This is a genomic window from Bradyrhizobium sp. AZCC 1721 (assembly GCF_036924715.1).
In the GTDB taxonomy this organism is placed as follows: Bacteria; Pseudomonadota; Alphaproteobacteria; order Rhizobiales; family Xanthobacteraceae; genus Bradyrhizobium.
Genome location: NZ_JAZHSB010000001.1, coordinates 1881595 through 1907987, shown reverse-complemented (window position 1 = coordinate 1907987; position 26393 = coordinate 1881595). Strand labels below are relative to the sequence as shown.

At 62.0% G+C, this 26393-nt stretch carries 20 protein-coding genes and 1 other RNA gene; 11 read left to right on the top strand and 10 right to left on the bottom strand.

Annotated elements, in window-relative coordinates; genetic code table 11:
- Positions 1-144 precede the first annotated feature (144 nt).
- The 3 genes from V1273_RS09260 to V1273_RS09250 form a co-directional block, all read right to left on the bottom strand.
- Positions 145-1125 carry a tripartite tricarboxylate transporter substrate binding protein BugD gene (locus V1273_RS09260; protein ID WP_334409362.1) on the bottom strand — a complete coding sequence of 327 codons (981 nt, stop codon included), beginning with the start codon at positions 1123-1125 and terminating at the stop codon, positions 145-147.
- A 112-nt stretch (positions 1126-1237) separates the two neighbouring features.
- Positions 1238-2803: a tripartite tricarboxylate transporter permease gene (locus tag V1273_RS09255; RefSeq protein WP_334367481.1), complete on the bottom strand. Its 1566-nt coding sequence runs from the start codon at positions 2801-2803 to the stop codon at positions 1238-1240.
- Positions 2804-2810: 7 nt separating this feature from the next.
- Positions 2811-3311: a tripartite tricarboxylate transporter TctB family protein gene (locus V1273_RS09250; RefSeq protein WP_334367480.1), complete on the bottom strand. Its 501-nt coding sequence runs from the start codon at positions 3309-3311 to the stop codon at positions 2811-2813.
- Between the two features lie 397 nt (positions 3312-3708).
- On the opposite strand from V1273_RS09250, the gene ssrA reads away from it, so the two are divergent.
- The 5 genes from ssrA (at position 3709) to V1273_RS09225 (ending at position 6925) form a co-directional block, all read left to right on the top strand.
- Positions 3709-4066: a transfer-messenger RNA gene (gene ssrA / locus V1273_RS09245) on the top strand.
- 144 nt (positions 4067-4210) lie between these two features.
- Positions 4211-4726: an SspB family protein gene (locus V1273_RS09240; protein WP_334367479.1), complete on the top strand. Its 516-nt coding sequence runs from the start codon at positions 4211-4213 to the stop codon at positions 4724-4726.
- A 71-nt stretch (positions 4727-4797) separates the two neighbouring features.
- Complete coding sequence (gene fumC / locus V1273_RS09235; protein WP_334409361.1) at positions 4798-6213, top strand: class II fumarate hydratase; 1416 nt, start codon at positions 4798-4800, stop codon at positions 6211-6213.
- Positions 6214-6482: 269 nt separating this feature from the next.
- On the top strand, positions 6483-6671 hold the full coding sequence (locus V1273_RS09230) for a DUF4169 family protein (RefSeq protein ID WP_334409359.1): 189 nt from the start codon (positions 6483-6485) through the stop codon (positions 6669-6671).
- A complete protein-coding gene (locus V1273_RS09225) occupies positions 6668-6925 on the top strand; it encodes a ribbon-helix-helix domain-containing protein (RefSeq protein WP_028350320.1) in 258 nt (85 codons plus the stop codon). The genes V1273_RS09230 and V1273_RS09225 overlap by 4 nt, the downstream gene beginning before the upstream one ends.
- A gap of 52 nt (positions 6926-6977) precedes the next feature.
- Here V1273_RS09225 and V1273_RS09220 read toward each other — a convergent pair whose 3' ends face one another.
- The gene (locus V1273_RS09220) at positions 6978-7556 is read right to left on the bottom strand and encodes a tetratricopeptide repeat protein (protein ID WP_334409357.1); all 579 of its coding nucleotides are present in this window, start codon (positions 7554-7556) and stop codon (positions 6978-6980) included.
- Positions 7557-7947: 391 nt separating this feature from the next.
- On the opposite strand from V1273_RS09220, the gene V1273_RS09215 reads away from it, so the two are divergent.
- Complete coding sequence (locus V1273_RS09215; RefSeq protein ID WP_334383396.1) at positions 7948-9525, top strand: ABC-F family ATP-binding cassette domain-containing protein; 1578 nt, start codon at positions 7948-7950, stop codon at positions 9523-9525.
- Here V1273_RS09215 and V1273_RS09210 read toward each other — a convergent pair.
- Positions 9522-13163 carry an AsmA family protein gene (locus tag V1273_RS09210; RefSeq protein ID WP_334409355.1) on the bottom strand — a complete coding sequence of 1214 codons (3642 nt, stop codon included), beginning with the start codon at positions 13161-13163 and terminating at the stop codon, positions 9522-9524. The two genes, V1273_RS09215 and V1273_RS09210, sit on opposite strands and share 4 nt — an antisense overlap.
- Positions 13164-13345: 182 nt before the next feature.
- On the bottom strand, positions 13346-14578 hold the full coding sequence (locus V1273_RS09205; RefSeq protein ID WP_334409354.1) for a cytochrome P450: 1233 nt from the start codon (positions 14576-14578) through the stop codon (positions 13346-13348).
- A 108-nt stretch (positions 14579-14686) separates the two neighbouring features.
- On the opposite strand from V1273_RS09205, the gene V1273_RS09200 reads away from it, so the two are divergent.
- Both V1273_RS09200 and V1273_RS09195 read left to right on the top strand, forming a co-directional pair.
- Positions 14687-15298 carry a TetR/AcrR family transcriptional regulator gene (locus tag V1273_RS09200; RefSeq protein ID WP_334367472.1) on the top strand — a complete coding sequence of 204 codons (612 nt, stop codon included), beginning with the start codon at positions 14687-14689 and terminating at the stop codon, positions 15296-15298.
- 101 nt (positions 15299-15399) lie between these two features.
- On the top strand, positions 15400-16425 hold the full coding sequence (locus tag V1273_RS09195) for a M23 family metallopeptidase (RefSeq protein ID WP_334409353.1): 1026 nt from the start codon (positions 15400-15402) through the stop codon (positions 16423-16425).
- 19 nt (positions 16426-16444) lie between these two features.
- Here the strand turns inward: V1273_RS09195 and V1273_RS09190 are convergent, their stop codons facing one another.
- Complete coding sequence (locus V1273_RS09190; protein ID WP_334409352.1) at positions 16445-17746, bottom strand: MFS transporter; 1302 nt, start codon at positions 17744-17746, stop codon at positions 16445-16447.
- A 146-nt stretch (positions 17747-17892) separates the two neighbouring features.
- Complete coding sequence (locus V1273_RS09185; protein WP_334369201.1) at positions 17893-21237, bottom strand: adenylate/guanylate cyclase domain-containing protein; 3345 nt, start codon at positions 21235-21237, stop codon at positions 17893-17895.
- Between the two features lie 123 nt (positions 21238-21360).
- Here V1273_RS09185 and V1273_RS09180 point away from each other — a divergent pair, with 123 nt between their 5' ends.
- Genes V1273_RS09180 through V1273_RS09170 form a run of 3 tightly spaced genes read left to right on the top strand, consistent with a single transcriptional unit; the run spans position 21361 to position 23187 of the window.
- Complete coding sequence (locus V1273_RS09180) at positions 21361-22404, top strand: radical SAM protein (protein WP_334383403.1); 1044 nt, start codon at positions 21361-21363, stop codon at positions 22402-22404.
- A gap of 49 nt (positions 22405-22453) precedes the next feature.
- A complete protein-coding gene (locus V1273_RS09175) occupies positions 22454-22639 on the top strand; it encodes a PqqD family protein (protein ID WP_334367468.1) in 186 nt (61 codons plus the stop codon).
- 11 nt (positions 22640-22650) lie between these two features.
- The gene (locus tag V1273_RS09170; protein WP_334367467.1) at positions 22651-23187 is read left to right on the top strand and encodes a hypothetical protein; all 537 of its coding nucleotides are present in this window, start codon (positions 22651-22653) and stop codon (positions 23185-23187) included.
- A gap of 71 nt (positions 23188-23258) precedes the next feature.
- On the opposite strand, the gene V1273_RS09165 is transcribed toward V1273_RS09170, so the two are convergent.
- Together V1273_RS09165 and V1273_RS09160 are read right to left on the bottom strand one after the other, a co-directional pair.
- Entirely contained in the window at positions 23259-24236 is a 978-nt protein-coding gene (locus V1273_RS09165; protein ID WP_334409351.1) for a hydroxyacid dehydrogenase, read from the bottom strand.
- A gap of 104 nt (positions 24237-24340) precedes the next feature.
- Positions 24341-26383 (bottom strand): adenylate/guanylate cyclase domain-containing protein, encoded by a 2043-nt coding sequence (locus V1273_RS09160; RefSeq protein WP_334409349.1) that lies wholly within the window; start codon positions 26381-26383, stop codon positions 24341-24343.
- Positions 26384-26393: the final 10 nt, after the last annotated feature.

Genomic DNA, 26393 nt, shown 5'->3' with positions numbered 1-26393 from the left:
GAATTTAGCGGCCGGAACATCCGATCGACACGCCGATTCGGCTTTGCACCCCGATTATACCCGGAAAAATGATCCCTCTCCGAACAAACGACAAGGGGCGGAACCCGCGTTCCGCCCCTCGCCTATCCGTCTGATTACAGGGGATTAATTCACCGGCTTGACCACCGGTGTCCACTTCGCGATTTCGCTCTTTACCAGCGTTCCCAGCGCCGCCGGCGTACGATCGGCGGCAGGCGGTATGACGCTGCCGAGTTCGAGCAGGCGCTTGCGTACATTCTCGTCGTCGAGCGCCTTGACGATCGCGGCGTTCAACTTGGCGACGACATCCGGGGGCGTTCCCTTGGGCGCGAAGATCGCGTTCCATGCCTGGGCCTGGAAGGCCGGCAGGCCGGCCTCGGTGGTGGTGGGAACATTCGGCAAGGACGGGTTACGCTCGGGTGTCGCCACGGCGTAGGCCTTGATGGTGCCGCCGTTGATCTGCGGCACGGCATTGACGATCTGGTCGCACATGTAGTCGACCTGACCGGCCACCAGCGCGTTCATCGCCGGACCGGTACCGTTGAAGGGAACGCCGATCGGCTTGACGCCCAGAACCGAGTTCAGCAGTTCGCACGATACGTTCGAGACCGAGCCAACGCCGGCATGCGCCGCGTTGACCTTGGACTCGTTCGCCTTGACGTAGGCGATGAATTCCTTGAGGTCCTTTGGCGCAAAATCCTTGCGCGCCAGGATCAGGATCGGCGTGCCGGCGAGCAGTCCGACCGGCTCGAAGTCCTTTTCCGGGTGATAGGCGAGCTTGGGATAAAGCGGCACAGAAGCCGCATGCGTGCCCATATGCCCCGTGATCAGCGTATAGCCGTCATTGGCGGCGCGCGCGGCGCGGGTGGTGGCGGTGGTGCCGCCGGCGCCGACCACGTTTTCGATGATGATGGTTTGACCGAGCGTCTGCGCCATATGGCCAGTGACGATGCGCGCGATGACGTCCGTCGGACCACCCGCCGCAAACGGCACGATCATGGTGATGTTGCGCGTCGGATAAGTCTGAGCCTGGACCTGCGAAGACAAGCCCAGTCCCGCAAGCACTGCCAGAAAACCGCTCGCAAGCGAGCGACCGTACCAATTCATTTTGATCTCCCGGATCCGTTGCAATGCCGAGCCCGCCGGCCGGCATTTTCCATGGCATAGAAAATTATGCCCGAAATCGACCAGCCTTCGGGCTGCGGCGCACCGACGCAGGTCAGTTCTCCGATTCCACGAACACCTCATCGCGCTTCTTGCGCAGCGACGGCAGCACCGCAAGGATGAGCAACGCGGCTGCAATCGCCATCAATACCGCCGACAATGGTCGCGTCAGGAAGACGGACCAGTCGCCGCGCGAAATCAGGAGTGCGCGGCGCAGGTTTTCTTCCATCAGCGGCCCGAGCACCATCCCGAGCAGCAACGGGGCCGGCTCGAAATCGTGCTTGATCAGCCAGTAGCCGACCAATCCGAACGCACCAGCGATCATGACGTCGGTTGGCGCGTTGTTCACGGAGTAGATGCCGATACAGCAGAAAACCACGATCGACGGGAACATCAACCGGTACGGCACGCGCAACAGCCGGACCCAAATGCCCACCAAAGGCAGGTTGATGATCAGCAGCATCAGGTTGCCGACCCACATCGAGGCAATCATGCCCCACACCAGGTCCGGCTGCTTCTGCATCACCTGGGGACCGGGCACGATGCCGTGAATCGTCATTGCGCCGACCATCAGCGCCATGACGGCATTGGGCGGGATGCCGAGCGTGAGCAACGGGATGAAGGAGGTCTGGGCGGCGGCATTGTTGGCACTCTCGGGGGCTGCGACGCCCCGGATTTCACCATGACCAAACTTCGAAGGATCTTTCGCGACCTTCTTCTCGAGCGTGTATGCCGCGAAGGATGCGATCACGGCGCCGCCGCCCGGCAGAATGCCGAGAATCGATCCGAGCACAGTGCCGCGCAGGATCGCAGGGGTCGTCTCCTTGAGATCCCTCCGCGTCGGCATCAGTCCCGACACCTTCTCCTGGACCAGCTTGCGATCGGTTTCGCCGCCGGCATCGAGATTGCGAATGATTTCTGCAAAGCCGAACAATCCCATCGCCAGCGTGGCAAAACCAAGACCGTCAGCCAGTTCGGGAATGTTGAAGGCCATGCGAGACGCGCCGGTCTCGATGTCGGACCCGACCATCGAAAGCAGCAGGCCCATCACGATCATCGCGATCGCCTTCAGCACCGAGCCTTTCGCGAGCACAACCGCGAAGATCAGGCCGAGCACCATCAGCGAGAAGTATTCTGCAGGACCGAACGCCAGCGCAATCTTGGTGAGCGGCGCGCCCAGCAGGGCAATCAGCACGGTCGCGACACAGCCGGCGAAGAACGATCCGATCGCGGCGATCGCGAGCGCCGGGCCGGCGCGGCCTCTCTTCGCCATCTGGAAGCCGTCAAGCGCAGTGACCACCGAGCCGGCCTCACCTGGAATATTGACCAGGATCGACGTGGTCGAGCCGCCATATTGCGCACCGTAATAGATGCCGGCCAGCATGATCAGTGCGCCTACCGGGGGCAGGCCAAAGGTGATCGGCAGCAGCATGGCCACCGTAGCGATGGTGCCAATGCCGGGCAGCACGCCAACCAGCGTACCGACCAGTGCGCCGATCAGGCACAGCAGAATATTGACCGGGATCGGAATGGAAATTCCGCCAAGGAATGCGGGTGTCCACTGCACGAACTGGAAAACGACGCCGAAGCCGAGTCCAAGATTTGAGAAGATATCTCCCATCGCACCCTCACCGAATCATGAAAGTCGGCAGGAGCTGCAACGGCAGTCCGAGCGCATATGGAAACAGCAGGCTGCAAAACGCCGTCAGGCAGACGGCGACGATCAGCGTCTCCTTCCACCGGGTTTCCGGTGACCCGCATGCCGCGATCAAGAAGGCGGCCATGGCGGCAAAGATCATTCCCATGGGTCTGATCGTGAAGGCAAACGTCAAAATTGCGATCGTCACGAAAAACGGTCCCCGCCAATGGTATTTCGCGAGATGGGGACCTTCGGTGACAACGCCGACGACGGTAATGAGGGCGCCTAGTCCCAGCAGCAAAAATCCGAACATCCGCGGCGCGGTGCCGGCGCCGAACGAAAATCCGCGCATGCCCTGCAGGTCGCTGGACGCCCAGAGGGCGAACACGGCAATCGCCATCAGGGCAATTCCGCCGACAAACTCCTGCGGGTTGCGAACCCATTTCGGCATGATGGATTTGACCGGCGCATGGCCCGGCGTAGCATTCATGGATATCTCTCCTCCCCAAGACAGGCTTCTCGCCCGTTTGCTTGGATAACCTGGATACTTGTCCCGGAAACTGCCTAGCGACTTTCCTCAGACAACGCCAGCAAAACCCAAACACTCCAGAGCCGACGGTAAACGGAGCGGCCAAAGCCGCCATCAAACCCCATGAAGGGCGCGCAGTTCGCAACTTTTGCGGTCGGAGCACTGCAACACACGCGAGTGAATTGCCGATCGCGTTACGACCGCGGGTCGAGCGCTGGGGATGGCGGTGAACTGCGCATAATTCGTGCAATGGACGTGGACGCACCTTTTGGAATCGTCGAATCCGTGGCGAAACCGCAACTGAGCGACAGCAAACCGAAAGTTGGGGTCCATGTTCCCTTCCTGTTCAGCGCCTTTGGCCCTGTTTTTCTCCGTACCTGCACCCTATATTGGAGGTGCCGGTTCGCCGGCTATGGAAATAAATGACCGTCGCAATAAACCATTCGGACCCGGGGGCAGTACCCGGCGCCTCCACCCAAGCCCACCCCTCCCGTGGTGGGTTTCGGCGGGGGCGAACCAGGATCGACGAGGGCGTAAAGGACGAGTTTTTTCCCGGTATTGTTCCGCCGTTATCGGGCTATGCAATAGTTGCAAACGACAACTATGCTCCGGTTGCTCAGGCTGCGTAACGCAGTTTGAAAGACCGATCTAAAGTCCTAGCGGGTTAAGCTCCGCTAGGCGGGGTTCGGAGGCACCTGGCAACAGAAGCCTCCACTTAATTCTTTTCATTTCCGGCCGACGGGAGCCGTTGCTGCAAATTCGATCCGTCGCGCCTGCTGACCTGCGGCTCCCGCCGGGGTAGCATGGGGGCAAAGGGGCGAGTCGGGGGACCGGCGGCCATAAAACCTGACAGGACGACCATGGCGACCGATCACATCCGTTATGACGTGCTGGCGCGCGACGCGCTGCGCGGAGTGCTGCGCCGCGTGCTGGCTGACGCGGCCGAACATGGCCTGCCCGGCGAGCATCATTTCTTCATCACCTTCCTGTCCACCGCCGACGGCGTGAAGCTGTCGCCGCGGCTGTTGGCGCAATATCCGGAAGAGATGACGATCATCCTGCAGCATCAGTTCTGGGATCTGGTGGTGACGGAGGATCGTTTCGAGGTCGGCCTGTCGTTCGGCGGCATCCCCGAGCGGCTGGTGGTGCCGTTCGCGGCGATCAAGAGCTTCCTCGATCCGTCGGTACAGTTCGGCCTGCAATTCGAGCCGTCGGAAACGGTGCCAGAGGCGCCCGCGGCGAAGGTGCCGGCGGTTTCCGCGCCGTCCGCCCTGCCCGTCGCCGCGCCGGAGCCCGCAGCGGAAATCGAGGACGAGCCGGCAAAGACGAGCGAAGGCGCTGAAGTGGTGCGACTGGATCGTTTCCGCAAGAAATAATCTAAGCGCGAGAAAATCCGCTACGCTGTAGTGTACGCGTTCCGCCCTTTCACGGCGCAACGGACATACGCATGGCTCGAGCAAAAACATCCGGAAACAAATCTACCCGTAGCGAGACCGACAGCTTCGGTCCGATCGACGTTCCCGCTGACCGCTATTGGGGCGCGCAAACCGAGCGCTCGCGACAGAATTTCAAGATCGGCCAGGACCGTATGCCGATCGCGATCGTCCATGCGCTCGGTATCGTCAAGCTCGCCGCCGCCCAAACCAACCGGGAGCTCGGACTGCTCGATGCGCGCAGAGCCAGCGCCATCATCCGCGCCGCACGCGAGGTGATCGAAGGCAAGCTCGACGATCACTTCCCGCTGGTCGTCTGGCAGACCGGCTCGGGCACCCAGACCAACATGAATCTCAACGAGGTGATCGCCAACCGCGCCAACCAGATGCTGGGCGGCGAACTCGGCGCCAAGAAACCGGTTCATCCCAACGACCACGTCAACATGAGTCAGTCGTCGAACGATTCATTCCCGACGGCGATGCATATCGCTGCCGCCGGACGCATCGTCGCCGACCTGATTCCGGCGCTCGACGAGTTGCATCGCGAATTGCGCAAGAAGGAAAAGGCGTTCGCCAAAATCGTCAAGATCGGGAGAACCCACACCCAGGACGCAACGCCATTGACGCTGGGGCAGGAATTTTCGGGCTACGCCGCGCAGGTCGAGAGCGGGATCGCGCGGCTGCGAGCCGCGGTGAAGGAACTGTTCCCGTTGGCGCAAGGCGGCACCGCGGTTGGAACCGGTCTCAACTCGAAGCCGAAATTTGCAAAGCTGTTCGCCAAGCATGTCGCGAAAATCACAAGGCTGCCGTTCACCAGCGCACCCAACAAGTTCGAGGCGCTGGCTTGCAACGACGCCTATGTGCTGGTGCATGGCGCGATCAATTCGGCGGCGACCGGCCTGTTCAAGATCGCCAATGACATTCGCCTGTTGGGTTCGGGCCCGCGTTCCGGTCTCGGAGAATTGATCCTGCCGGAAAACGAACCGGGCTCGTCGATCATGCCCGGCAAGGTCAACCCGACTCAGTGCGAAGCGATGACCATGGTCTGCTGTCAGGTGTTCGGCAACCAGACCACCGTCACCGTCGCCGGCAGCCAGGGGCATTTCGAATTGAATGTTTACAAACCCGTATTGGCATATTGTATGATGCATTCCATTCAACTGCTGTCGGACGCGGCACGCTCGTTCACCGAACATTGCGTGGTGGGCATCCGCGCCGACGAAAAGCGAATCCGCGAATTGATGGAGCGCTCGCTGATGCTGGTCACCGCACTGGCCCCCAGGATCGGATACGACAACGCGGCGAAGGTCGCCAAATCGGCGCACGCGCGCGGAACGACATTGAAAGAAGAAGCTCTGCGCCTCGGGTTTGTGGACGCCGCCGAATTCGAACGCCTGATGCAGCCGGACAAAATGACACACCCGGGCTGATCGCCGCTTGGGCCCCGGGAAACTACGGATGAGAGATATAAACTATGGACGATACTGAAGAATGAGGTGGATCATCTATCGCCGTTGTGTTGACGCATGGTAGGAGCAGGAATTATTCGATTTTTCGCAGAGCGAAATGTATTTTTTGATGCTATCAGAGCCGGTAGACGGGGATTCCGAATGACCATCAAATTTGCTTGCGCACGACGCGACGTTTTTCCGCCCCATGAATCATCATGTCTTCGAGTCGCCGGATGATGGAGGCGAGCATGGGAGACGTGATCAATCTGAAGCGATTCAAGAAGCGCATCGAACGGGAACAATCGGCAAAGCAAGCCGATGCCAACCGCGCACGCTTTGGCCGAACCAAGGCCGAACGCACGCTCGCTGAACGTCGCAAGGATCGCGCCGGCGATCTTCTGGACCAGCACAAGCTCGAGGACGGAGAGGCATCATGAAGTCGCCCGTCGTCAAACGCTCGATCGTCGTTGCCGGTCACAAGACCAGCGTCAGCCTCGAAGAAGCTTTCTGGAACGGGATGAAGGAAATCTCGGGTCTGCGGAACATGACGCTGTCCGAACTGGTCGGCGAGATCGACAGCAATCGCCAGCAGGGCAACCTGTCCTCGGCGATCCGGCTTTTCGTGCTCGACTATTTCCGTACCCGCGCCATGCCGGCCGCCGCGCCGGACGCACCGCGGCCGCAGGCGTAAGCCTCGATCAGGCGAGCGCGCCGCAACGCACCCGCCCTGTTAGGTCATAAGCTCAATAAACGAGTCCGGTGCCGGGCGGCTTTTCGAGCGCAGCGGCCAGCGATCGATACTCCTCACAAGCCGTGCCGCAAATCGCCGCGATCCGCGTCAGATGATACGACGCCTGATCGCGATTGCCCTGCTCGACCTGCCACAGGCCGTAATACTGCCAGGTCAGCACGTGGTTCGGATCCGCCTTCAACGCGCGCTCGTACCAAGCCTGCGACAGCCTGTAGTCGCCGAGCTTGCGATAGGAATAACCGATCAGATTGGCAACATCAGCGTTATCGTCACGGCCGAGCGCCTTTAGCTGCTCGATGGCCCCAGCGAACCCGTTGCGCTCATAGATCGTCGCATGCGCGGCACGGTACCCCTGCCGAAACGCATCATCGTCGGCGCTCGACTGTTTGGGGGCCTTCTTCTTCGACTTCGAGGTTGATTTGGGAGCGGATCTGGTGTCCGGCGGCGGCGGGCTGGCCGAAGGCGGATCACCGCCGCCTCCTGCGGCAAAGGCCGGAACGGATGGCGGCGATGCGATCATAGCCATTGAAAACAACGCCAGCGTAGCGAACTTGATTGCCGACTTCATCATGCAAACCTCCGGGTTTCCTGCGTGAGCGCATCTATGTTCCAGCCGGAAGTAGAGACCCCGCCGCGAATGAAGTATTCCCGCCAAGCCGCGCGCAAACCGTTTGCACCCTGCCTAGAGCCTTTTCGGTTCTGATTGAATCAGAACCGGGCTCTAGATTCTTGTTTTGACGCGTTTTCTTGACGCAACCGGTGTCCACTTCGCTTGAAAACGCTCTAGCTGGACGAATGACGGCAATGCGTATCTAATCGACGGTCGTTGCAGTCCGCGCAAAAGCGACGGACGGAACCCGGCGAAAACCGGCTGAAGAAGCGTAGAGACCCCCTGGAGAGAGAAATGGACATCGCAAAGCTGACCGCGCCTCGCGACCTCAGTCCATTTTCGGAAGCTCTCCATGCCTGCCTTTCTCGTTCTGGATTCCATTTGCCTCGCCACGCCTGACGGACGCCCGCTGTTCGACGGATTGACGCTCGCCATAGGGCGCGAGCGCACTGGCCTTGTCGGCCGCAACGGCTGCGGCAAATCCTCATTGCTGCGCCTGGTTGCGGGCGAGATCGAACCTGCCGGCGGATCGCTGCAACGCATCGGCTCGATCGGCATGCTCGCACAACTGACTGACGAACGGCTAACGACCGACGAGGCGCTCGGCGTCGCCGGCGGCCTCGCCCGCCTGCGCCGGCTCGAACGCGGCGAAGGATCGCTTGATGACGCGACGGAAGCGGATTGGACGCTGGAAGCGCAAATACAGGCGGCGCTGGTCGAGGCCGGACTGCCGTCGCTGCCGCTCGATCGCCCGATCGTCTCCTTGAGCGGCGGCGAGCGAACGCGGGTGGCGCTGGCGCGGCTTTTGATCGAGGCACCCGATCTGCTGCTATTGGACGAGCCGACCAACAATCTCGATACTGACGGAAGGCAGGCCGTGGCGCAGATGCTCGAACGCTGGCAGGGCGGCGTCCTCGTCGCCAGCCACGATCGCACGCTGCTTGAACGCGTCGACCGCATCGTCGAACTGACGCCGGTGGGCGTCACCCTGTTCGGCGGCGCGTGGCCGGAATTTGCCAAGGCGCGTGAGGCGGCGCGGGCCCGCGCCGCCGATGACCTCGACCGCGCCTCGGATGCCTTACGCAATACCGAGCGCGCAGTGCAGAAGGCGCGGGAAAAGAAGGCGCGCCGCGACAAGGCCGGCCGCGCCTGCCGCGCCAAGGGCATCGAGGACAAGATGTTCATGGACCGCGAGAAGGAGCGCGCCGAGAACAGCGCTGCGCGCGAAAGCGGGCTCGCCAGCCGCCTGCTCGGCGAGCGCACCGAGGCGCTGGAAATCGCCAAGGCGCACGTCGAGATCCTGACGCCGCTTTCGATCGATCTACCGCGCACCCATCTGCCCGGCGGCCGCGAACTCGTCGCCTTGAAGGACGTTGTGATGGCCTTTGGCGAGCGTCATCTGTTCGGACCGCTGTCGTTCGGGGTTCGCGGACCCGAGCGGATCGCCATCCGCGGCGCCAACGGTTCTGGCAAGACCACCTTGTTCCGCCTGCTCACCGGTGAGTTGAAACCGGCGGGCGGCGATATCAGCCGCCTCACCGACCGTATTGCCGTGCTCGATCAGCATGTCGGCCTGCTCGATCCCGGCTTAAGCATTCTCGACAATCTGCGGCGCCTCAATCCGGAACTCTCGGCCAACGCGGCGCACGCCGCCCTGGCGCGGTTTGCGTTCCGTAACAAGGCAGCGCTGCAGATCGCGGCGACGCTGAGCGGCGGCGAGCGGCTGCGCGCGGGTTTGGCCTGCGTATTCGCGCGACCGCAGCCGCCTTTGCTCCTGCTGCTGGACGAGCCGACCAACCATCTCGATCTCGCCTCGATCGAGGAGCTGGAGAGTGCACTAAAAGGATTCGACGGCGCGCTGATCGCCGTCAGCCACGACGAGGCATTTTTGCGGGCGATCGGGATCGGCCGGGAGATCGCGCTCGGCTAATTGGAGCGCGGCGGCGGATTGGCGAACTGCGGCGTCAGCGCAAGTGGCGGACGCGGCTTCGGCTTGGCGGCGCCGGGCGCGGGCCTGACGTCGATCGGCGGCGGCAGCGGCGCAACCTGCGGCTGGCCTGCGACAGGCGCCGGCGGCGCGTTCACGACGGGCGGACGCGGCGCGGTCGTCTTCTTCGCCGGAGGTCGCCGTGGATCGCGCCCCTTTGGCGCGACGACCGGCGCGCTCGGCACCGCCTCCGGAATCGGCAACTGCCCCTCCGTAGGCAGCACGATTGGTGGCGGCGACGGCGGCGGCGGCTCGCCGCGCTCGATGGCATCGAGCCTTCGCGTTTCGTGATCGATCGCACGCACCGCCAGCCACGAAGACAACGGGGCAACGTCGACGCTGCGGGTCAGCGCATCGGGCGTCCCCACGGCAAGCAGTTGAATCTCCGGACGCCCGGTCGTCATCGTCAGCGAAAGGGCGGCGCGGATATCGGCCTGATCGGCGGCGATATCGTATCCGCCGGAGACGATGGCCCGCACGCCATTGCCGTCCAGCGTCGTCGCCCCGACGCGAAGCCGGCCGTCCCTGATGGTGAACGGGATTTGCGCCGAAGGCACCGCAAGCGCGCCGGCCGGAAGAGCGGATTCGACGATCTGCTTCAATCGAACGTCGTCCTTGGCCTGCCCGTTGTCATTGGCGCGCACCGCCACCTCGAAAGCGCGCGGATCAAGGCCTGATATCCTGGCCGCGTCCAGCGTCAGCGTTCCGCTGCCGGACAGCGCGCCCGCCAGCGCCGAGGCGCTGCGGCCCTGGGTCGTCAGTGTCACCTGCATCGACGCGCGGCCGGCAGGCATCGCGAGATTGCGATAGCGCAGCGCCGCGCCGTCGACACCGGAAAGCTGGACGCTCGCGTTCAAGGCAATTCCGTGCGCGCCCGGCCTTGCATCGATCGTGGCCGTGACATCGCCGCCGCCGATCTTGCCTTTGATGGCATCGAAGGTCAGCGACTTGCCGTCGCTCTTGATCACCCCGCTCACCGGCTGCAATTCGCTTCCGCCCGGAAGCAGGCCGCGCAACGCCTGAAACGCGATGCTGCCGCGCCAACCCTTCGCAAGCCCGGGGCCGAGCGGCTCGGTGGCATCGTGTCCGGCGGCACCGAACGCCAGGGCAAGGGCCGGCGTCAGCGCGAGCTGGTCGGCGCCGATCTCACCCTCGAACTCCTTTTCCTCGCCGAGCGTCACCGCCACGCGGCCGCGCAGGCGCGAACCGCCGACGCTGCTGTCGAGATCGTCGAAGGTCAGCCGATTGCCGGCAAGCTGCACGCGCGAGGACAGGCCGATGTTCTGCGCCAGCGTATCCGCCGGTTTGAGATCGAGCAGCGGGGCGAAATCGGCGCTGCGAACTTTCAGGCCGAGAACTGCCTTTGCCTCCGACGCCCATGGTTCGGCGGAGCCTTCCGCTTCGGCGTCGAGTCCTGTTCCCGAGATCTTTGCCTTGAGCCGCAACGGCGCACCCCACGCACCCGTCGCGGTGCTCTCGAATTGCGCGGGACCATCGCCCGCCGTGATGGCGCGATCGAAGCCGAGCAATGCCAGCAAGGTGCGTCCTTGCTCCGACGACAATTTCGAATCGATCCAGACCTCGCTGCGCTGGAGCGCGGCCAGATCGATGCCCTGGATCGCCGCGACGGCGGGTCTGGCGGTGATCGTACTGGTGCCCTTGAGCAGTGGCGAGTCGAGTTCGGCCGTGGCGCGCGCCTGGACGCGATCGGACGGCCCGGCATTTTTGGTGAGGTCAAGCGCCAGTTTCAGGCGCGCCGGACCCGGGCTCGTCCCCATCGCACTGAGCCGCGCGGCCAGCGGCGGTGAAAAGGGAACGATCAGGCTGGTCAGCCGGCCGAGCGAGGCAGCGCTCGAATTGAGCGCGAACCATCCGGTCGCGTTGACGCGGTCGAAATTGCCGGCGCCGTCCAGCGTCACGTTTTCAAGCTCGCCGATCTTCAACTGCTCGAGCGATATCTTTGCCGGCGAGTAAGCCAGCCTGGCGAGCAGCGGGGATAGCTCCTGGCCGGCGGAGGTGGCGCGGCCGATATCGAGCGAGAGCTTCCCCTCGTCCGGCCACTCGCCTTGCGGCCCTACAAGCGACCGCGCAAAGGCCGTGGCGGCATCCAGATCAAGACGCGCCGCTTTCAGGTCGGCATCGATCCTGGAGCCGTGAGCGGCTTGCCGGTGCGACACCACCACCCGTCCCTCCACCGTGCCGCCATCGATGTCGGCCTTCATGGTGTCGATGGCAAAGCCTTCGGGCGCCACGGTGATGTCGCCGCGCAGGCGAAGCGGCTTCTGGCTGCGATAAGCGGTTTCGCCGCGGCCCTGCAGCCAGGTCAAGAGCGCGTCGGGATCGGAGGATTCGACGCTGAGCGCGGCCTTGAAGCGGTCCGGTACAGCGGTCTTCGCGCCGGCCTCGGCGAGCGAAACCCTGGTCGCGCCAGGCGCGCGGAACTCCAGCCTGTGGACTCGCCAGGACTTGGCATCGCCTTCGAGCTCGGCAGCGATGTCCTGCAAGGGGCGCCCGCCAAGCATGACCTGCTCGGAGGCGAGCTCGATTTGCGCTGGGATCGGCAGATGCGGAATGACGGAGCTGAGCGCCTGCAGCGCCGACAGCGCGCGAGCCGGCTCAGTCGAGTTGCCATTTTCCTTGGCAACGAACCTGTCGGCATCGAGCTGACGTGCCGACAGCGCCGCGCGCAGCAGCGGCGTCGGGCCGAAACGGATGTCGCCGCCGCCCGCAAGCTTCAGGGCGCGCTCCTCGGCGCCATAAGTCACTTCAACCTGTTCCAGCCGTGCCGTCGAATAATCGGACTTGACCTTCGCTGCGATACGCCACGGTGGATCGTTGCCCTTGCCCTTCTGGCCGGGAGGAGCGACGAGCGTTATCGCGCCTTCAAACCGCGGCGCGCGGGAATCGAAGTTCAGCAGGCCGTCGAGATCGATGGCGAGCGAACGCTGGCCTGGGTCGATATTGAGATGAACGCGGGTGCCGTTGCCCTCGGGACCCTGCCCCGAGGAGACCCGAAACGGATAGCGCGTGCCCGACAGCATGAAATTGCCATCGCCGCGGATCGAACCGGCCAGCGAACGCACGTCGCCGCTGAAAGCGATGTCGTTCAGTTCGAGCTTAGAGCGGCTGACCGCATCATGCAGGGCGATGCGGCCGGTCAGATTGACCCGATCGATCGCCAGTGAACCCAGATTGAACGTTCCGGTCGATGCCGGCCAGTCGATCCGTCCTCTGGTATCGAGGCCGAGATCGAGCGACATGCGGTTGATCGTCAACTCGGTGGCGCGCACCTCGCCGCGCATCAGCGAGCCCAGGCTGAATTCCACGTCGAGCTTGTCGGCGCGAACCTTGCCGAGATCGTTGACGCCGCCGACCACGACCGAGTGCAATTGCAGCGACGGCGCCGGCAATAGGCGCGCGTCGAGCTTGCCGCCGACGCGCACCGGCGCGCCAATGATCCGGCTCGCCTCAGCCTCGAACTGCGGCCGGAACTGGTTCCAGTCGATAAAATACGGCCCGATCAGCGCGGCAATCAGCGCAACGATGAAGGCGATTGCCAGGCCGAGCAGTGTCGTCTGCACGGTGCTTCCCCTTGAACCGCCCCGGCGCAGGCCGCGCGCCATGCCGGAACCCTGCCCCGGAGCTGCCCGGAATATAGAGAGAAGTATGGCGAAGTCACAGCGGCATACTGACAACAGCCTCGCCAGGCTGTGCCCACTGAACCTGGGGCTCAAAACCGGCGGCCATGGGAGTTGTCAGAGCCTTACCAGCTCGCCGGCAGGCGCTTCAGGCCGCGCAGCACGAAGGTCGGCCGCCATTCCGCATTGACAGCGTCATCGAGCCGCAGGTCCGGTAGCCGACGCAACAGGGTCGAGATCGCGATCTCGGCCTCGATCCGCGCCAACTGGGCCCCGAGGCAGAAGTGGATGCCGCCGCCGAACGATAGCGGCTTCACGTTGGGCCGGGTGATATCCAGCCGCTCCGGGTGGTCCGGATAGACCGCCGGGTCGTGGTTGGCCGAGCCGAGCAGGCACAGCACGCTCTCGCCCTTCGGAATGCGTTTTCCGCCGAGATCGTCGATATCCTCCAGCGCCACCCGCCCGGTCAACTGCACCGAGGAATCGTAGCGCAGGAATTCCTCGATGGCGTTGGTGATGAGCTCGGGCCTCGCCTTGAGCAGCGCGAGCTGGTCTGGATTGCGGTGCAGTGCCAGCAAGCCGTTGCCGATCAGGTTGACGGTGGTCTCGTGGCCGGCTCCGAACAGCAGGATGATATTGGCGGTCAGTTCCTCATTGGTAAGCTTGCTGCCGTCTTCCTCGGCCTGCACCAGTTGGGTGATCAGGTCGTCGCCCGGGCTTTTGCGCCTGAGATCGAACAGTTGCTGGAAATACATCGTGGCCAGCGCGTTGCTGGCGTTGCCCTGCTTGATCTCCTCCGGCGACAACGGCACCGGATCGAGCAGGCGTCCGCCGTCGCGTGAACCGGTATAAAACGCCTCGCGATGGTCCTCAGGGATCCCCAGCATGTCGCAGATGATGGTGACCGGCAGGCGGAACGCGAAATCCTCGATCAGGTCCATCTGCCCCTGCGGGATGATACGGTCGAGCGTCTCGTCGACGACCTGCTGGATGCGCGGGCGCATGTCCTCGACCCGGCGCGCGGTAAAGGCCTTCACCACCAGGCCGCGCAAACGGGTGTGGTCCGGCGGATCCTGCTGCAGCATCCAGTGGCTCATGCTGCGGAACACCGGCTCGTCCATGATCTTGGGGCCGTAGCGGCGGACGGTGCGCTCGACATAATCCTTGCCGAACCGCTTGTCGCGCATGACGAGGCTGACCTCGGCATGACGGCTTGCGACATACATCCCTAGCGGCGTCAGATGCACGGGATCGGTGGTGCGCATCCGCTCGTAATGCGGATAGGGGTTGCGAATGAATTCCGGAGCCAGCGGATTGAACAACGGCGCGCTACTGGCAGCCTGAACATGCTCGTTCATGGTGACCTCCTGCTGGCTGTGCGCCATTCAGCGCGTCTTGCCCCGGGCCGATTGGTCGAAATTCGATACATTATTGTATTGAGTTGCATTCTCGCCTAAACTGGACAGATGTCAAGAGTGCGAACCAGACCCACAAGGGACGACACCCGCGAAAAGCTGTTCGAGGCGGCGGCGCGCGTGTTCGAGGAACAGGGGATTGGCGGCGCCAGCATCGAGGCGATTGCGGCGGCGGCCGGCTTCACGCGCGGGGCATTCTATTCGAACTTCAAGAGCAAGGACGAACTGATCATCGCCATGCTCGAGGATCACGTCGAGCAATCGATCGGGCGTATCCGCGATCTGCTCGAGCGGCACAGGAACCTTGCCGACTTCATCGATGCGCTAAGGACCATGAATAGAAGCCAGCAGGATCCGCTCGGCCGCTCGCCCCTGTTGCACATGGAAATGATCCTGTTCGTGGCGCGTGCCGAAAAGCGCCGGCCCGAACTTGCCAAACGGCTGCGCGCCCGGCGAAAGCTGGTCACCGACATCATCGAGACCACGGCCAGGAACAGCGGCAGGACGACCATTCTCAATCCGACCTGGGCGGGCGCCCTGGTGCTGGCGCTGGAGGATGGTTTTCGCCTGCACCGCCTGATCGATCCCGAGACCACGCCGCCCGACAGCTTTTTTCGCGCCATCGGCGACCTGCAACGGGCGATGGGAATTTCATCGGCATGAGACGAAAATATCTTTCTCGCGCGACGCGTCGCAATCGCTGCCTTTCGCGAATGCTCGCGAACGCCGAAACCAGATATTCGACACATTCCGCGCGCCAAGCTGTGCGCCGCTTCGCAGCATCCGGATGGCCGCACCTGAAATACCTGATCCTGATTTCGCTGTGTTTTGCCACCACGCTCGGCGCCAAGGCCGAGGAAGTCATCTCGCTCGTGCTGCCTGTCAAATGTCAGCCGGGCCTGACCTGCTTCTTTCAAAACTATGTCGATCACGACGCGTCGGACAAGGCCCGTGACTATCGCTGCGGCGGGCGCAGCTATGACGGTCACGACGGCACCGACGTCAGGATTGCGAACCTGGAAATACAAAGACAGGGGATAGAGGTGCTCGCCGCGGCGCCGGGACGCGTCATCGGGACGCGAAACGATATGGACGACGTCTCGATCAGGACCGCGGGCAAGGCCGCCATCGCCGGAAAGGAATGCGGCAACGGCGCGGTCATCGAACACGAGGGCGGCTGGCGCACGCAATATTGCCACATGGCCAAAGGCAGCGTTCGGATCAAGGTCGGCGATCAAGTGACGACGGGGCAGCCGATCGGCCTGGTCGGACTATCCGGCGACACCGAATTTTTTCACCTTCATTTCACGGTAAGGCATCGCGGAAAGATCGTGGATCCCTTTGCCTATGGTGCGCCCGAGAATTCCTGCGGCGGCGGCCGGTCGATCTGGGCCGCTTCGCTTGGCGAACAGATGCAATACCGGCCCCGCGAAATTATCGATTACGGCTTTGCCGGCATCGCCCCGACCATGGAGTTGGTCGAGTCCGGCGAAATCGGCAGGCAGCCCGTCACGTCGGGTTCGGATGCGCTCGTCGCTTATGTGAGAGCCATCGGCTTGCAGGCCGGCGACCTGCAATCCCTCACGGTGCACGGACCGGGCGGCGCTTCCGTCGCGGCCAACAGCCCTCCCGCGCTCGACCGGGACATGGCGCAATTCCTCATGATCACGGGAAAGAAGCGCACGGAGGCAGCGTGGCCGGCCGGCCGCTACACTGCGACGTATCGCGTGACCAGGGACGGTGCGGAAGTGCTGCGCAAAACGTTCGACGTTGAACCGCGCCTGCAATGAGCCGTGCCTCCAGTTGCGGCTAACCCGTGTCGTCCTTGAATGGCATCTTGTGCATTTGTCCCGCGACCGCCCTCACCTTGCCCGGCGATGCCTGCCTGATCGCCACTACCGACAGGATGCTGACGGCGATGCCGAACGCGAAGGCGAGCGTATAGCTGCCTGAAAGGTCATACAGCAGCCCGGTCACCCATGGGCCCGCCGCGCCTCCGGCCAGCGCCGCCAGCATGATGGTGCCGAAGATGCTGCCGTATTGCTTGCCCTGAAAGATCTCCAGCACCACCGCGCCCATGATCGAGGTCAGGCCATAGCCGAGCGCGCCTTGCGTGAAGATCATGAGATAGACCAAAGGCAGTACCGGCGCGAATTTCAAGGCGATCAGCGCCGCGAAGCAGATCGCAAAGCCGGCACAGCTAATGGCCCAGATCCATTCGCGCCCGATCCGGTCGGAAAGATGCCCGAGCCAGATCTGGCCCGGTATGCCGAGCAGGCTGACGACGCCGAGCGCCCATACCGCCACGTTGGCGCTGAAGCCGATGTCGAGCAGGTATTTGGTCTGGTGCACCTGCACCGCGTACCAGACATACAGGCCACCGAAATAGCCGAGCGAAATCCACCAGAATCGCGCGGTACGCAGCGCGCGGGGCAGCGTCCAGTCGGTGGCTGCCCAGACGGGATCGACAATGTTCGAGCGAGGTGCAGCCGATGTCGCCGACGGCGCCGCGTCGCCATCCGGCAACAGCCCGATATCCTCGGGCCGTTTTCGCAGCAGAAGGTTGATCGGCGCAAGCACGGCGAGCACCAGAATACCCATCGCGGTGCAGGCAGTGCGCCAGCCGGTCTGCTCGATCATGTGCTGCACCCACGGTAGCAGCGTTACCGAGCCGATGCCGACGCCGGCAAAGGCGAGCCCCATGGCGAGCCCGCGGCGGCGAATGAACCAGTTCGGCAGAAACAGCGATTGGCCGGAATAGCCGAGGCACACGCTGCCCGCGCCGACCAGCACGCCGATGGTGAGATAGAGATGCCAGGGCTGCGTCGTCAGCGGCGCCAGCAAGAGCCCGCTGCCCATCAGCGCAACGCCGAGCTCCATCACCGCACGCGGCCCGAGGCGATCCATCATGCGGCCGATCAGCGGGCTGACGCCGCCGGAAACCACGAAGCCGAACGAAAACGCGCCCGCGGTGACGCCGCGGTCCCATCCGAACTCGCCAATGATCGGCGGAAAGAACAGCGAGAAGGCGGTGCGCGCATTGACGCCAATCGCCATGGTGACGAACGTCACCACAACGATCAGCCAGCCGTAGAAGAAGGGGAGACGCATTGGGAATTTCTGTTGGAGCAATGGAAGTGGTTGATCTTGTTATCGAAGGCTATGTCCGAAAGATGCCCAATGGCTATTTCATCTTTCGTCGCCTGAGCCAGAGGCGATCAATGACTGTGCGGAGTACTGTTCTTCGAGGCCCAGGATCAGGCGTTCGTATTCTGTCCCGTTGTCAGACTTAGCAGGCGAGCCGCCGAAATCATATCTGCCGTGCCAAATCCTTCGGCCATTTGCCCGTAGAGCCGGCTTAACCTCTCCAAGATAGCGGCGCGTTCATCGCCCTGTGTAGCCGACGCCAAGCTGAGTATCGCCCGCAATTCCAGCGCCTGGGCACCCATTTCGTGCGCGAGGTCTGCGGCTCTTCGGATAAGATCGAGAGCCTTCGAACTTCCGCGGTTTCCAGCAAGAATCAGCTCGCCTCGGAGTCTGTGTAATTCTGGTTCGCAGAATAATGTCTTGTTCGTCGATATGGTCACGACGACTTCATCGAGCAGATGAAGTGCATGCTGCGCATCGCCGTCTGCCGCAACAGTCTCGGCGAGCAGCATCAGGCCATATGGCCGCATGAGCTCTGCGCCCGTTGCACGATAGTCCGCAAGACCCTGCTCGATCTCTGCAGCGCCTTCTCGCAAGTCGCCGAGTTTGCCGACGGCCCAGCCCCGCAGCATTTGGCCCCATGCACTCCAATATGGAAAGCGATATTTACGCCCGACATTGATGGCTCGCTCGGCGGCTTCGAGGGCCTCGACTGGCTCGCCTCGCGCCTGTCGAATCGAAGCTTCGAAGCTCAACGCAAACCCAAGACTGTGGGGATGATCGAGTTGAACGGCTCTATCGATCGCCTGAGCACTGTCCACCACGGCACTGTCTGCCAAGCCCAAAAACCACTCAGTCCACGCGAGATTGCATTGGGCTAAAACAGCAGGATCCGAACCATACTCAAACCGGTGATGATGGTGCCGGTCCGGATCATAGAGCCGGAGCGCCTCCTCAAGAGTTGCTTTTGCAACTGCGAATTGACCAAGATAGAAAAGAGTGAGCCCAAGCGGCCGCTTTGCCTGCAGCAGAAGATCGCGGTCATTTGCCAGTTCTGCTTGTTCAACCAGACGCACGCCCAGCGTCTTCGCCTTCTCAAGCTGACCTCGAACGATGCAGAACATCATGAGTCCGTAGAGGGCTCGAAAGAGCATGCGATGCTCCCCGAGCCGCTCGCTCAGTTCGCAAGCGCGAGAGAAAACCGTTTCGACCTCGGGTGCAGCATTACCCTTCGTGGCGAGAAGCTGCGATCCCCGATCAATCTCCAGCGAGAGCTCGCGACGCGCGCGCTCGACTGTATCAGGAAGGCGCCGCAGTGCAGCCAGTGCGCTCGCAAAGTGACTGGCGGCTTCCACGTTCGCCGAGCGCTCCGCAGCCTTTTTTCCCGCTGCTTCCCAATGCAATATGGCGGGTTCAATGAGGTTCGCGGCTGCGTAATGCTGAGCAACGACTTCAGGCGTCGCCGCGACCACGGCTGGAAACCGGCTCGACAGAACCTCCGCAATCTTGCGATGTAGTGCCTGACGCTCGCTTTTCAGTAGCGAGTCGTATGCGGCGTCTTGAATGAGCGCATGCCGGAACGAATACTTGGCTTGGCCGAGTATTCCGTGCTGCTGCAGGAAATCCTCGCGCAGGAGCTCAGCCAGTCGATGGCGAAGTTCCGCCTCGCTCTCGCCGGTGATCGCACTTAGAACTTCCCCATCAAAAACACGGCCAAATGTTGCAGCAATTTGCGCCAGCGGTTTCGCGACCTTAAGACGATCCAGCCGGGCAGCCAGTGACCCCCTCAGCGTCGAGGGAATGCTGTCCACGGCAGATGCAAGTCGCAGATCATCCTCGCTGCTCGCGGACACATTGCCCTCAACCACCGTCTTGGTCAGCTCCTCGATGAAGAGCGGTATGCCACCCGTCTTTGTAACGATCAGCTCGATCACATCGGTCGGGATGGTCGCGGCCCCGACGATTTGCTTGACCAATGTTCGAGCCTCGATCGGAGAGAGGTGGCGGAGGCCGAGGCGCGTCCCCTGCGCTTCCAGCATCCACTCAGCCTTAAATTCCGGTCGGAACGTGAAAATTGCCATTACCTGCCGAGCCGAAATTCGCTGAATTAGCCGGGCGAGCAGGCTGCTTGTCGAAGCATCAGCCCAATGAAGATCTTCAACAATAAATAGGACTGGTAGCTGTTCAGATTGTCTAAGCAACCAGTGTGTGAGGACCTCAAGCAAGAGCTCGCGACGCTGTGAAGGGGCCAATTCGTGCATCGGTGACGACACTGGCAGTTCGAGAAGTTCAGCTATCAGCTCAGCGGCCGCGGGGGTAACGGAGTCCAATCCGGCAAAGGCCTTTTCAATACTCGCAAGCTTGTCCTCGATGGTTCCGATACTATCCAAGCTCAGCGCGCGGCGGATCAACTCAATAATTGGATACAGCGCGCTCGACTGATTGTACGCTGAGCAATAGCAGGTGACGGACGATACTTTCGTGCCTGCAAGCGCTTCCTTGAACTCGCGTACCAAGCGTGTCTTGCCCGCACCAGCTTCAGCCGCAATGAGGACTAGTTGTCCCTCTCCATCGATGGTCTGAGCAAAACGGTCCTGCAGAAGGGCAAGCTCGTGACTGCGCCCAACCATCGGGTGGACAGCGCGCAGCGTATCACGACCGAAATCCAACTTTTCAGCGACAACCTGGTAAAGGTTAGTTGCTTCCTGTGTACCGCGGATTAGGTGCTGTCCCAGGCCTTGAAGTTCGAACAGGTTGCCGACGAGCCGAGCGGTCGTTTCGGAAATTACCAAGGTATCCGGAGGTGCGATTTGTTGCAGTCGGGACGCGATGTTGGGGGTATCGCCGAGGATACCCATTGTCTCGAACGTTCCCGATGATCGCAAATCACCGGCAATAACAATGCCCGTATGCATACCCATGCGCAGGTGGATCAGCGGCTTGGACGACGATTCCCGGCTATTAAGTTGACGCATGTCGTTCAGAAGCGACAGGGCTGCGCGCACGGCTCTAACTGGATCATCCTCGTGCGCTACAGGAAAACCGAAACATACAAGAAGCCCATCTCCGACATAGCGAATGATGGTGCCATCAAAGCGTCGTACCGCGTTTGCGCAGGTGTCCCGATAGCTGAAGATGATATCTCTGAACTCCTCCTCATCGAGTTGAACCGACAGATCGGTCGACCCGATCATGTCAATGAAAAGCGCGGTGACCTGCCGTCGCTCGGGGCGCTGATCATGGCTCGTCGCGCCAGACGGCCCCGTTGATGTGGGATGATCCAGGCGCTGAGCATCCAAGGGATCTGAAAGTGGCGCACCACACTGGCCACAAAATCGAGACCCAGCTGGGCTTTCGAAGCTACAGGCCTCGCAGACCAGATGCAGCCTCGCGCCACATTGGGAGCAGAAGCGCGCTGTTTCCGGATTCGAACGACCGCAACCAGGGCATTGCATATGAATGACTGCAGGCTTAAGGCTTGCCAATTTGAATATCTTATGCCAGCTTAGCATTACAATCTTGCGCGAGATAGGCCCACGACGCGATCGGATCGCGGCGCAGAAGCAGGGTCAGCCGTCATGGGCCCCATACAAAATCCCTTTGCGCTTCAGAAGCCGCTCAAGCTTACAATTTGCTACACCGAGACCTGCAATCTCTCCTGCCAACATTGCTATGCCGATTGTTCATCGGAGAAGGCGTCGTCCGAGTTGAACAGTGAGGAGTGGAGTCGCTTCCTTGATGAAATTGCCGAGTTGGGCGTGGTTTATCTCTACATTGAAGGAGGCGAACCATTTCATCGGCCGGACTTCCTGCCCTTCCTCGCTTCCGCATCGAACCGCTTCTTCACTGAGATTCGGACCAACGGCACACTCATAACGCGCGATGTCGCCGCCAGACTCAAGGAGATCGGCGTTGCGATCGTGCTCGTCGATATTCTTAGCCCACATGCCAAGGTGCACGACTACTTCACCGGCACGCAGGGCAGCCATGCGCGCGCCTGTGAAGCAGTCACATACTTGGTGGAAGCAGGGATTGAAACGCAACTGCTCACCATCCTTAACCGCAAGAATGTCGATGACCTGCAAGGCTACATTGACCTTGCTCACCGGCTCGGCGTGAAGACGGCCGGCGTTTTGCGGCCTTATCCGCTTGGTCGCTTTAAATACCGCTGGAACGAATTTTCCCTGTCGCTCGACGAAATGCATGCGGCGCTCGACGCACTGCGATTGCCTGCCGGCATGAAACTGATGCAGTCATGGCATCCAAATGACGGCAACTCGTGCTGGCAAATGGCCGCGGTCAATGCCTTCGGGGACTCGATAGGATGCGCTTATCTCCGGGAGTACGTTGACTACGGAAATATCAAGAATGTCTCCTTTATGGAGACGTGGGAACATCCGCTGTACCGCGAGTTGAGAGCAGGCCGGGTTAAGGAGACGTGCCCTAGCTGCTCATCGAGCCAAGGGTCTCACGGTGGATGCCGTTCTACTGCTTACGCATTTCATGGCGCGTGGGACGCGCCGGATCCATTTGACCGAACGCTCAACCATGGAGTCGACTTGCGTGTCCTCCCCGAATGGCTGCTACAGCCACACCCCAAACCTCCGGGTCCGCCCCGTTGAAGAGATGAAGAGTTGCGTGGTGTTTCGGCCTAATCCGCCGAAACTCTTCATGCTGAACCTCAATGCTTGGCTCATATTTGAGCTTTGCGATGGCAGCAGTCCCGACCACGTTGCGCAAAGGTATCGAAAAAGCGTAGCGGATCAGATGTCCGAGCGCGAGGCCGATCGCCATCTCACAATTGGTATCAAGAATTTGCATGACCAGGGCTTGATTGAGTTGAACGTAACAGATTGAGGAGGACTGAAATGAGCAACGTCGATCCGACACGGCTCGTTGCCGACCTTATCGCAGGCAACCGGCTAACCACTCCAACCGTTAAGCCAATCGAGCCGGAGGTGCGATCGGGAGGCTATTTCCCTTTCTGCGATCTCCTCAAGCATGATGCGAACCAGGCAGAGATTACACAGCTCCTCGCGGACAGCACCCTGCTGGGCGCGCTTGTGATTGAATGGGGTTACGACGTTCCATTCGACAAGCACGAAGAGTTTAAAAACTGGCTGATCGTCAATGAGACGAAAATTGTACAATATGAGCCAGATGACGTCAGCTACCGCGGCACCTATGCAGTTTCAGCAACTAGCGAAAAGCACAGCGGGTTGTATCGCACAATCTGGTCGTTCAAGACACTTCATGCGCTGGAGACATTCAGCGACGCCATGCATACCGGATCGGACTTTGCTCAACTTGTTAACAAACTGTGCTCCTATCGCGACCGCGAGCGCGGCGCAGATAACAGTCAGGAAATCTACCAGCCGGTGCGTTGCGCTCATCGTTTCGGTTGAAATCGGTGGATCTGCGGCCGGCCGGCTAAAATCGGCCGCCCGCACGGCCGAGCATTGCGATCATCGCGGCATCAGGGGCGTCGCCTCCAACAATCCGTATTGACCGCGCCGGCAGGCACCTCGCCGGCAATGATGGCCTCCACCTGCCGCACCGTTTCCAGCGACTGGCTCTCGATCGCCGGCGGCGTCAGGCCGCCGATATGTGGGGTTGCGATGACGTTCGGCAGGCTTGCGAGCTCCGGCGACGGCATCTGGTCCAGCGCGCGGCCGACATCTATCGCGGCGCCGGCGATGCGCTTCTCGCGGAGCGCCGCTGACAACGCCGCCTCGTCGACGAGATTGCCGCGCGAGAGGTTGATGAACAAGGCGTGCGGCTGCATGCGGGCCAGCGCCGCCTGCCCGATCAGGTTTTCGGTTTGCTCGTTGGCGACCGCGAGGCAGACGACGTAATCGGAGTTCGCCAGCAGTTCGTCGAGCGGCACATGCCGGATGGCGGCGTCGCTGACGGTCGCAAAGGGATCGGCGACCATGATTTCCATGCCCAACACCTTGGCGATATCAGCCAGGTAACGGCCGATGCTGCCATAGCCGATGATGCCGAGGCGGCTGCCGGCCAGTTGCCGGCCCATGATGACCTCCGGCTTGCGGCCGGCATGGTAGTCGGCGGTTGCGCGTGAAACCCCGCGCGACAGATCGACCATGAAGCCGAGCGCGAGTTCGGCAACCGATTGAATGAAACCGGGTCCAGCCCGCGTGACCAGAACGCCGGCGGCCGAAGCGGCTTCGACGTCGACGTTGCGGATGTCGACCGCGCAACGAACGAAGGCGCGCAGCTTTGGCAGCTTCAAAAATATCTCGCCCGGACCCGCGGTGAGCCGATCGGCCACGATGATATCGACATCGCGGGCGGCCTCGATCAGGCCAGCCGCGTCGAGCGCGTCGCTTGCTTCATGCAGTTTCACCTGCGCGACGGCCTGCAGCCCGGCAAGACTACGGTCGCCGTAGTACTGGGCGCGCGACTGCGGCGTATGGGTCAACAGCACTTTCAACGCGGAACGGCTTCCCTATCGATCGCTGGCGAATGCAGCGTCAAGGCCGGCACTTCTCTATGGCCAAACTGCCCTCGCAGGCAAGGCGGCAAAGCCGCGTCGGGCTACTTGGTCCGCGCCACCGTCGTGTCGTCCCAATCTTCGCCGGCCGGATTTTCGAGCTGCTGCCTGCAGCGCTCAATCATCGTCGCCGACGCTGCATCGTGCTCGCGGATTTCCAGCACCTTCTCGAACGCGCCGATTGCAGCCGAGAAATCCCGCGCCCGCCAGGCGGCAAGGCCGGCCTCGTACGAAGCCACCCAGGCGGGTGCACCGATATCGCCGGCCATATCAAGCAATTCATAGATCTGCAAACCGCCAACACGGCCATAGACCGCCAGCCGGTCGAGTTCGCGAACCACGATGCTCTTCCCGGCGAGCCTTCGCGTTTCGGGGCCGATGATGATCGTGGAGCCGTACGCCTTGTTGGTGCTCTCCAGCCGGCTCGCAATATTCACGGCATCGCCGATCACGGTGTAGTTCAGCCGCACCTCCGATCCGATATTGCCGACCAGCATGTCGCCGGAATTGATGCCGATGCGGATCCTGACCGGCCGACCGTAGTCGTCGACGAGACCTGCCTCCTCCACCGCGCGCCGGCACGCCAAGGCCGCCCGGCAGCAATCAACGGCATGATCGGGGTTGGGCGACGGCGCACCCCAGAACGCCATCACGGCGTCGCCGATGAATTTGTCGATGGTGCCGTTCTGGTTTTGAATCTGCGCCGAGACGCAATCGAAATAGCGCGACAGCAGCGGGATGATGCGGTCGCCGAGCCGCTCCGATATGCCGGTGAAGCCGGCCAGATCGATGAACATCACGCTCATCGGCCGCACCGCGCCGCCAAGCCGCGCGCCGCTGCCGTCGCTGATCAGCCGTTTGACCAGGTCGGCCGGAATGTATTTTCCGAAAGCGGCAAGCCCTTGCGCCATGTCGCCGATCGCGCCCGACAGGTTTCCGATCTCGGCCAGCCGCGACGGATGCCGCTGCACCTTGTCGAGGTCGAAACGCTCCACATGCCTGATCTCGTTCACCACCTTGATCAGGGGAGCTGCGATCAGGCGCTGGGCGAGCCATGCCGACAATAGCCCGGCAAAAACGATCAGCACCGCAAGCCCGATCAGCAGGTTTCGGATCGTCATCTGAACCGGTCCGAGAAATTCCGATTCCGGCACCACCGTAACCAGCGACCAGCCCGGAAACGATATCGGCGTAATCACGGCCTGATAGGCCTTGCCGTCCCGCGTCACCGTCGTGTTGAACGGCTGGCCCTCGCCGGGTTCGTAGGCGCTGCCCGCATTCCGGATCGCTTCGACGGCGACCGGAAACAGCGGATGATCGGTCTTCAGCGCCACCAGTTCGCTGGCATCAGGATCGGGCGAGGCCACCACCTTGCCGTCCCGCTCGAGAATGAAGGCGCCCGCGGACTTGCCGACCGTGAGCTGCGACAGAAAATTCGAGACGCGGGTCAGCTCAATGATGATCGCAACGACGCCGGCCGGTTTCTGATCGATTTCGATCGGGGCAGAAAAGGCCGCCGCCAGCCGCTCCCCGCGCGGATGCGTCGTCAGCGTCGACCAGTGTTCGTCGTTGGTCTCCTTGGCGACCCGAAACCATTCCTGCTCGGGCACGGAATAGTCGGTGTCTTCGAACCAGCTCGCCTTGAGCCGAAGATCGTTACCGACGAATTCGTAGCGATTGATGCGCAAATTTCGGTCGGGCGTGATTTCGAGCATTTCGATGACGTTGTCGCCGAGCTTGTGCCCGGCAAAGAACGAGCCGTCCGGCCATCCAAATGCCACCCAGGAGATCGTCGGTTGCGACAGCAACTGCGAGCGGAAAACGATCTCGCGTTTTCGGGCGTCGCGCGGGTCGAACACTTTTTCGGCCAGCAGCGTTCGCACCGCCATCATGGAGGAGCGCGCCTCGGTCGTGACCGACTGCAGTTCGTCGCCGACCGCGGATACGATCTGGTCGTTGATGGTGTTGGCGAGCGTCTGGCTGACCTGATGGGCGGTGCGCCACCACAAAAGATGCACGCCGACGGCACTGACGACGATCGACGTCAGCACGAGGGCGGAAATGGCGGTGCGGATGCCGAGGCGCATACAGGGGTCC

Coding starts and splice junctions, on each gene's coding strand:
- V1273_RS09260 (WP_334409362.1), bottom strand. CDS start 1,125: ATGAATTGGTACGGTCGCTCGCTTGCGAGCGGTTTTCTGGCAGTGCTT.
- V1273_RS09255 (WP_334367481.1), bottom strand. CDS start 2,803: ATGGGAGATATCTTCTCAAATCTTGGACTCGGCTTCGGCGTCGTTTTC.
- V1273_RS09250 (WP_334367480.1), bottom strand. CDS start 3,311: ATGAATGCTACGCCGGGCCATGCGCCGGTCAAATCCATCATGCCGAAA.
- V1273_RS09240 (WP_334367479.1), top strand. CDS start 4,211: ATGGCGACCGATCACATCCGTTATGACGTGCTGGCGCGCGACGCGCTG.
- fumC (WP_334409361.1), top strand. CDS start 4,798: ATGGCTCGAGCAAAAACATCCGGAAACAAATCTACCCGTAGCGAGACC.
- V1273_RS09230 (WP_334409359.1), top strand. CDS start 6,483: ATGGGAGACGTGATCAATCTGAAGCGATTCAAGAAGCGCATCGAACGG.
- V1273_RS09225 (WP_028350320.1), top strand. CDS start 6,668: ATGAAGTCGCCCGTCGTCAAACGCTCGATCGTCGTTGCCGGTCACAAG.
- V1273_RS09220 (WP_334409357.1), bottom strand. CDS start 7,556: ATGATGAAGTCGGCAATCAAGTTCGCTACGCTGGCGTTGTTTTCAATG.
- V1273_RS09215 (WP_334383396.1), top strand. CDS start 7,948: ATGCCTGCCTTTCTCGTTCTGGATTCCATTTGCCTCGCCACGCCTGAC.
- V1273_RS09205 (WP_334409354.1), bottom strand. CDS start 14,578: ATGAACGAGCATGTTCAGGCTGCCAGTAGCGCGCCGTTGTTCAATCCG.
- V1273_RS09200 (WP_334367472.1), top strand. CDS start 14,687: ATGTCAAGAGTGCGAACCAGACCCACAAGGGACGACACCCGCGAAAAG.
- V1273_RS09190 (WP_334409352.1), bottom strand. CDS start 17,746: ATGCGTCTCCCCTTCTTCTACGGCTGGCTGATCGTTGTGGTGACGTTC.
- V1273_RS09185 (WP_334369201.1), bottom strand. CDS start 21,237: ATGCAATGCCCTGGTTGCGGTCGTTCGAATCCGGAAACAGCGCGCTTC.
- V1273_RS09180 (WP_334383403.1), top strand. CDS start 21,361: ATGGGCCCCATACAAAATCCCTTTGCGCTTCAGAAGCCGCTCAAGCTT.
- V1273_RS09175 (WP_334367468.1), top strand. CDS start 22,454: ATGCTGAACCTCAATGCTTGGCTCATATTTGAGCTTTGCGATGGCAGC.
- V1273_RS09170 (WP_334367467.1), top strand. CDS start 22,651: ATGAGCAACGTCGATCCGACACGGCTCGTTGCCGACCTTATCGCAGGC.
- V1273_RS09160 (WP_334409349.1), bottom strand. CDS start 26,383: ATGCGCCTCGGCATCCGCACCGCCATTTCCGCCCTCGTGCTGACGTCG.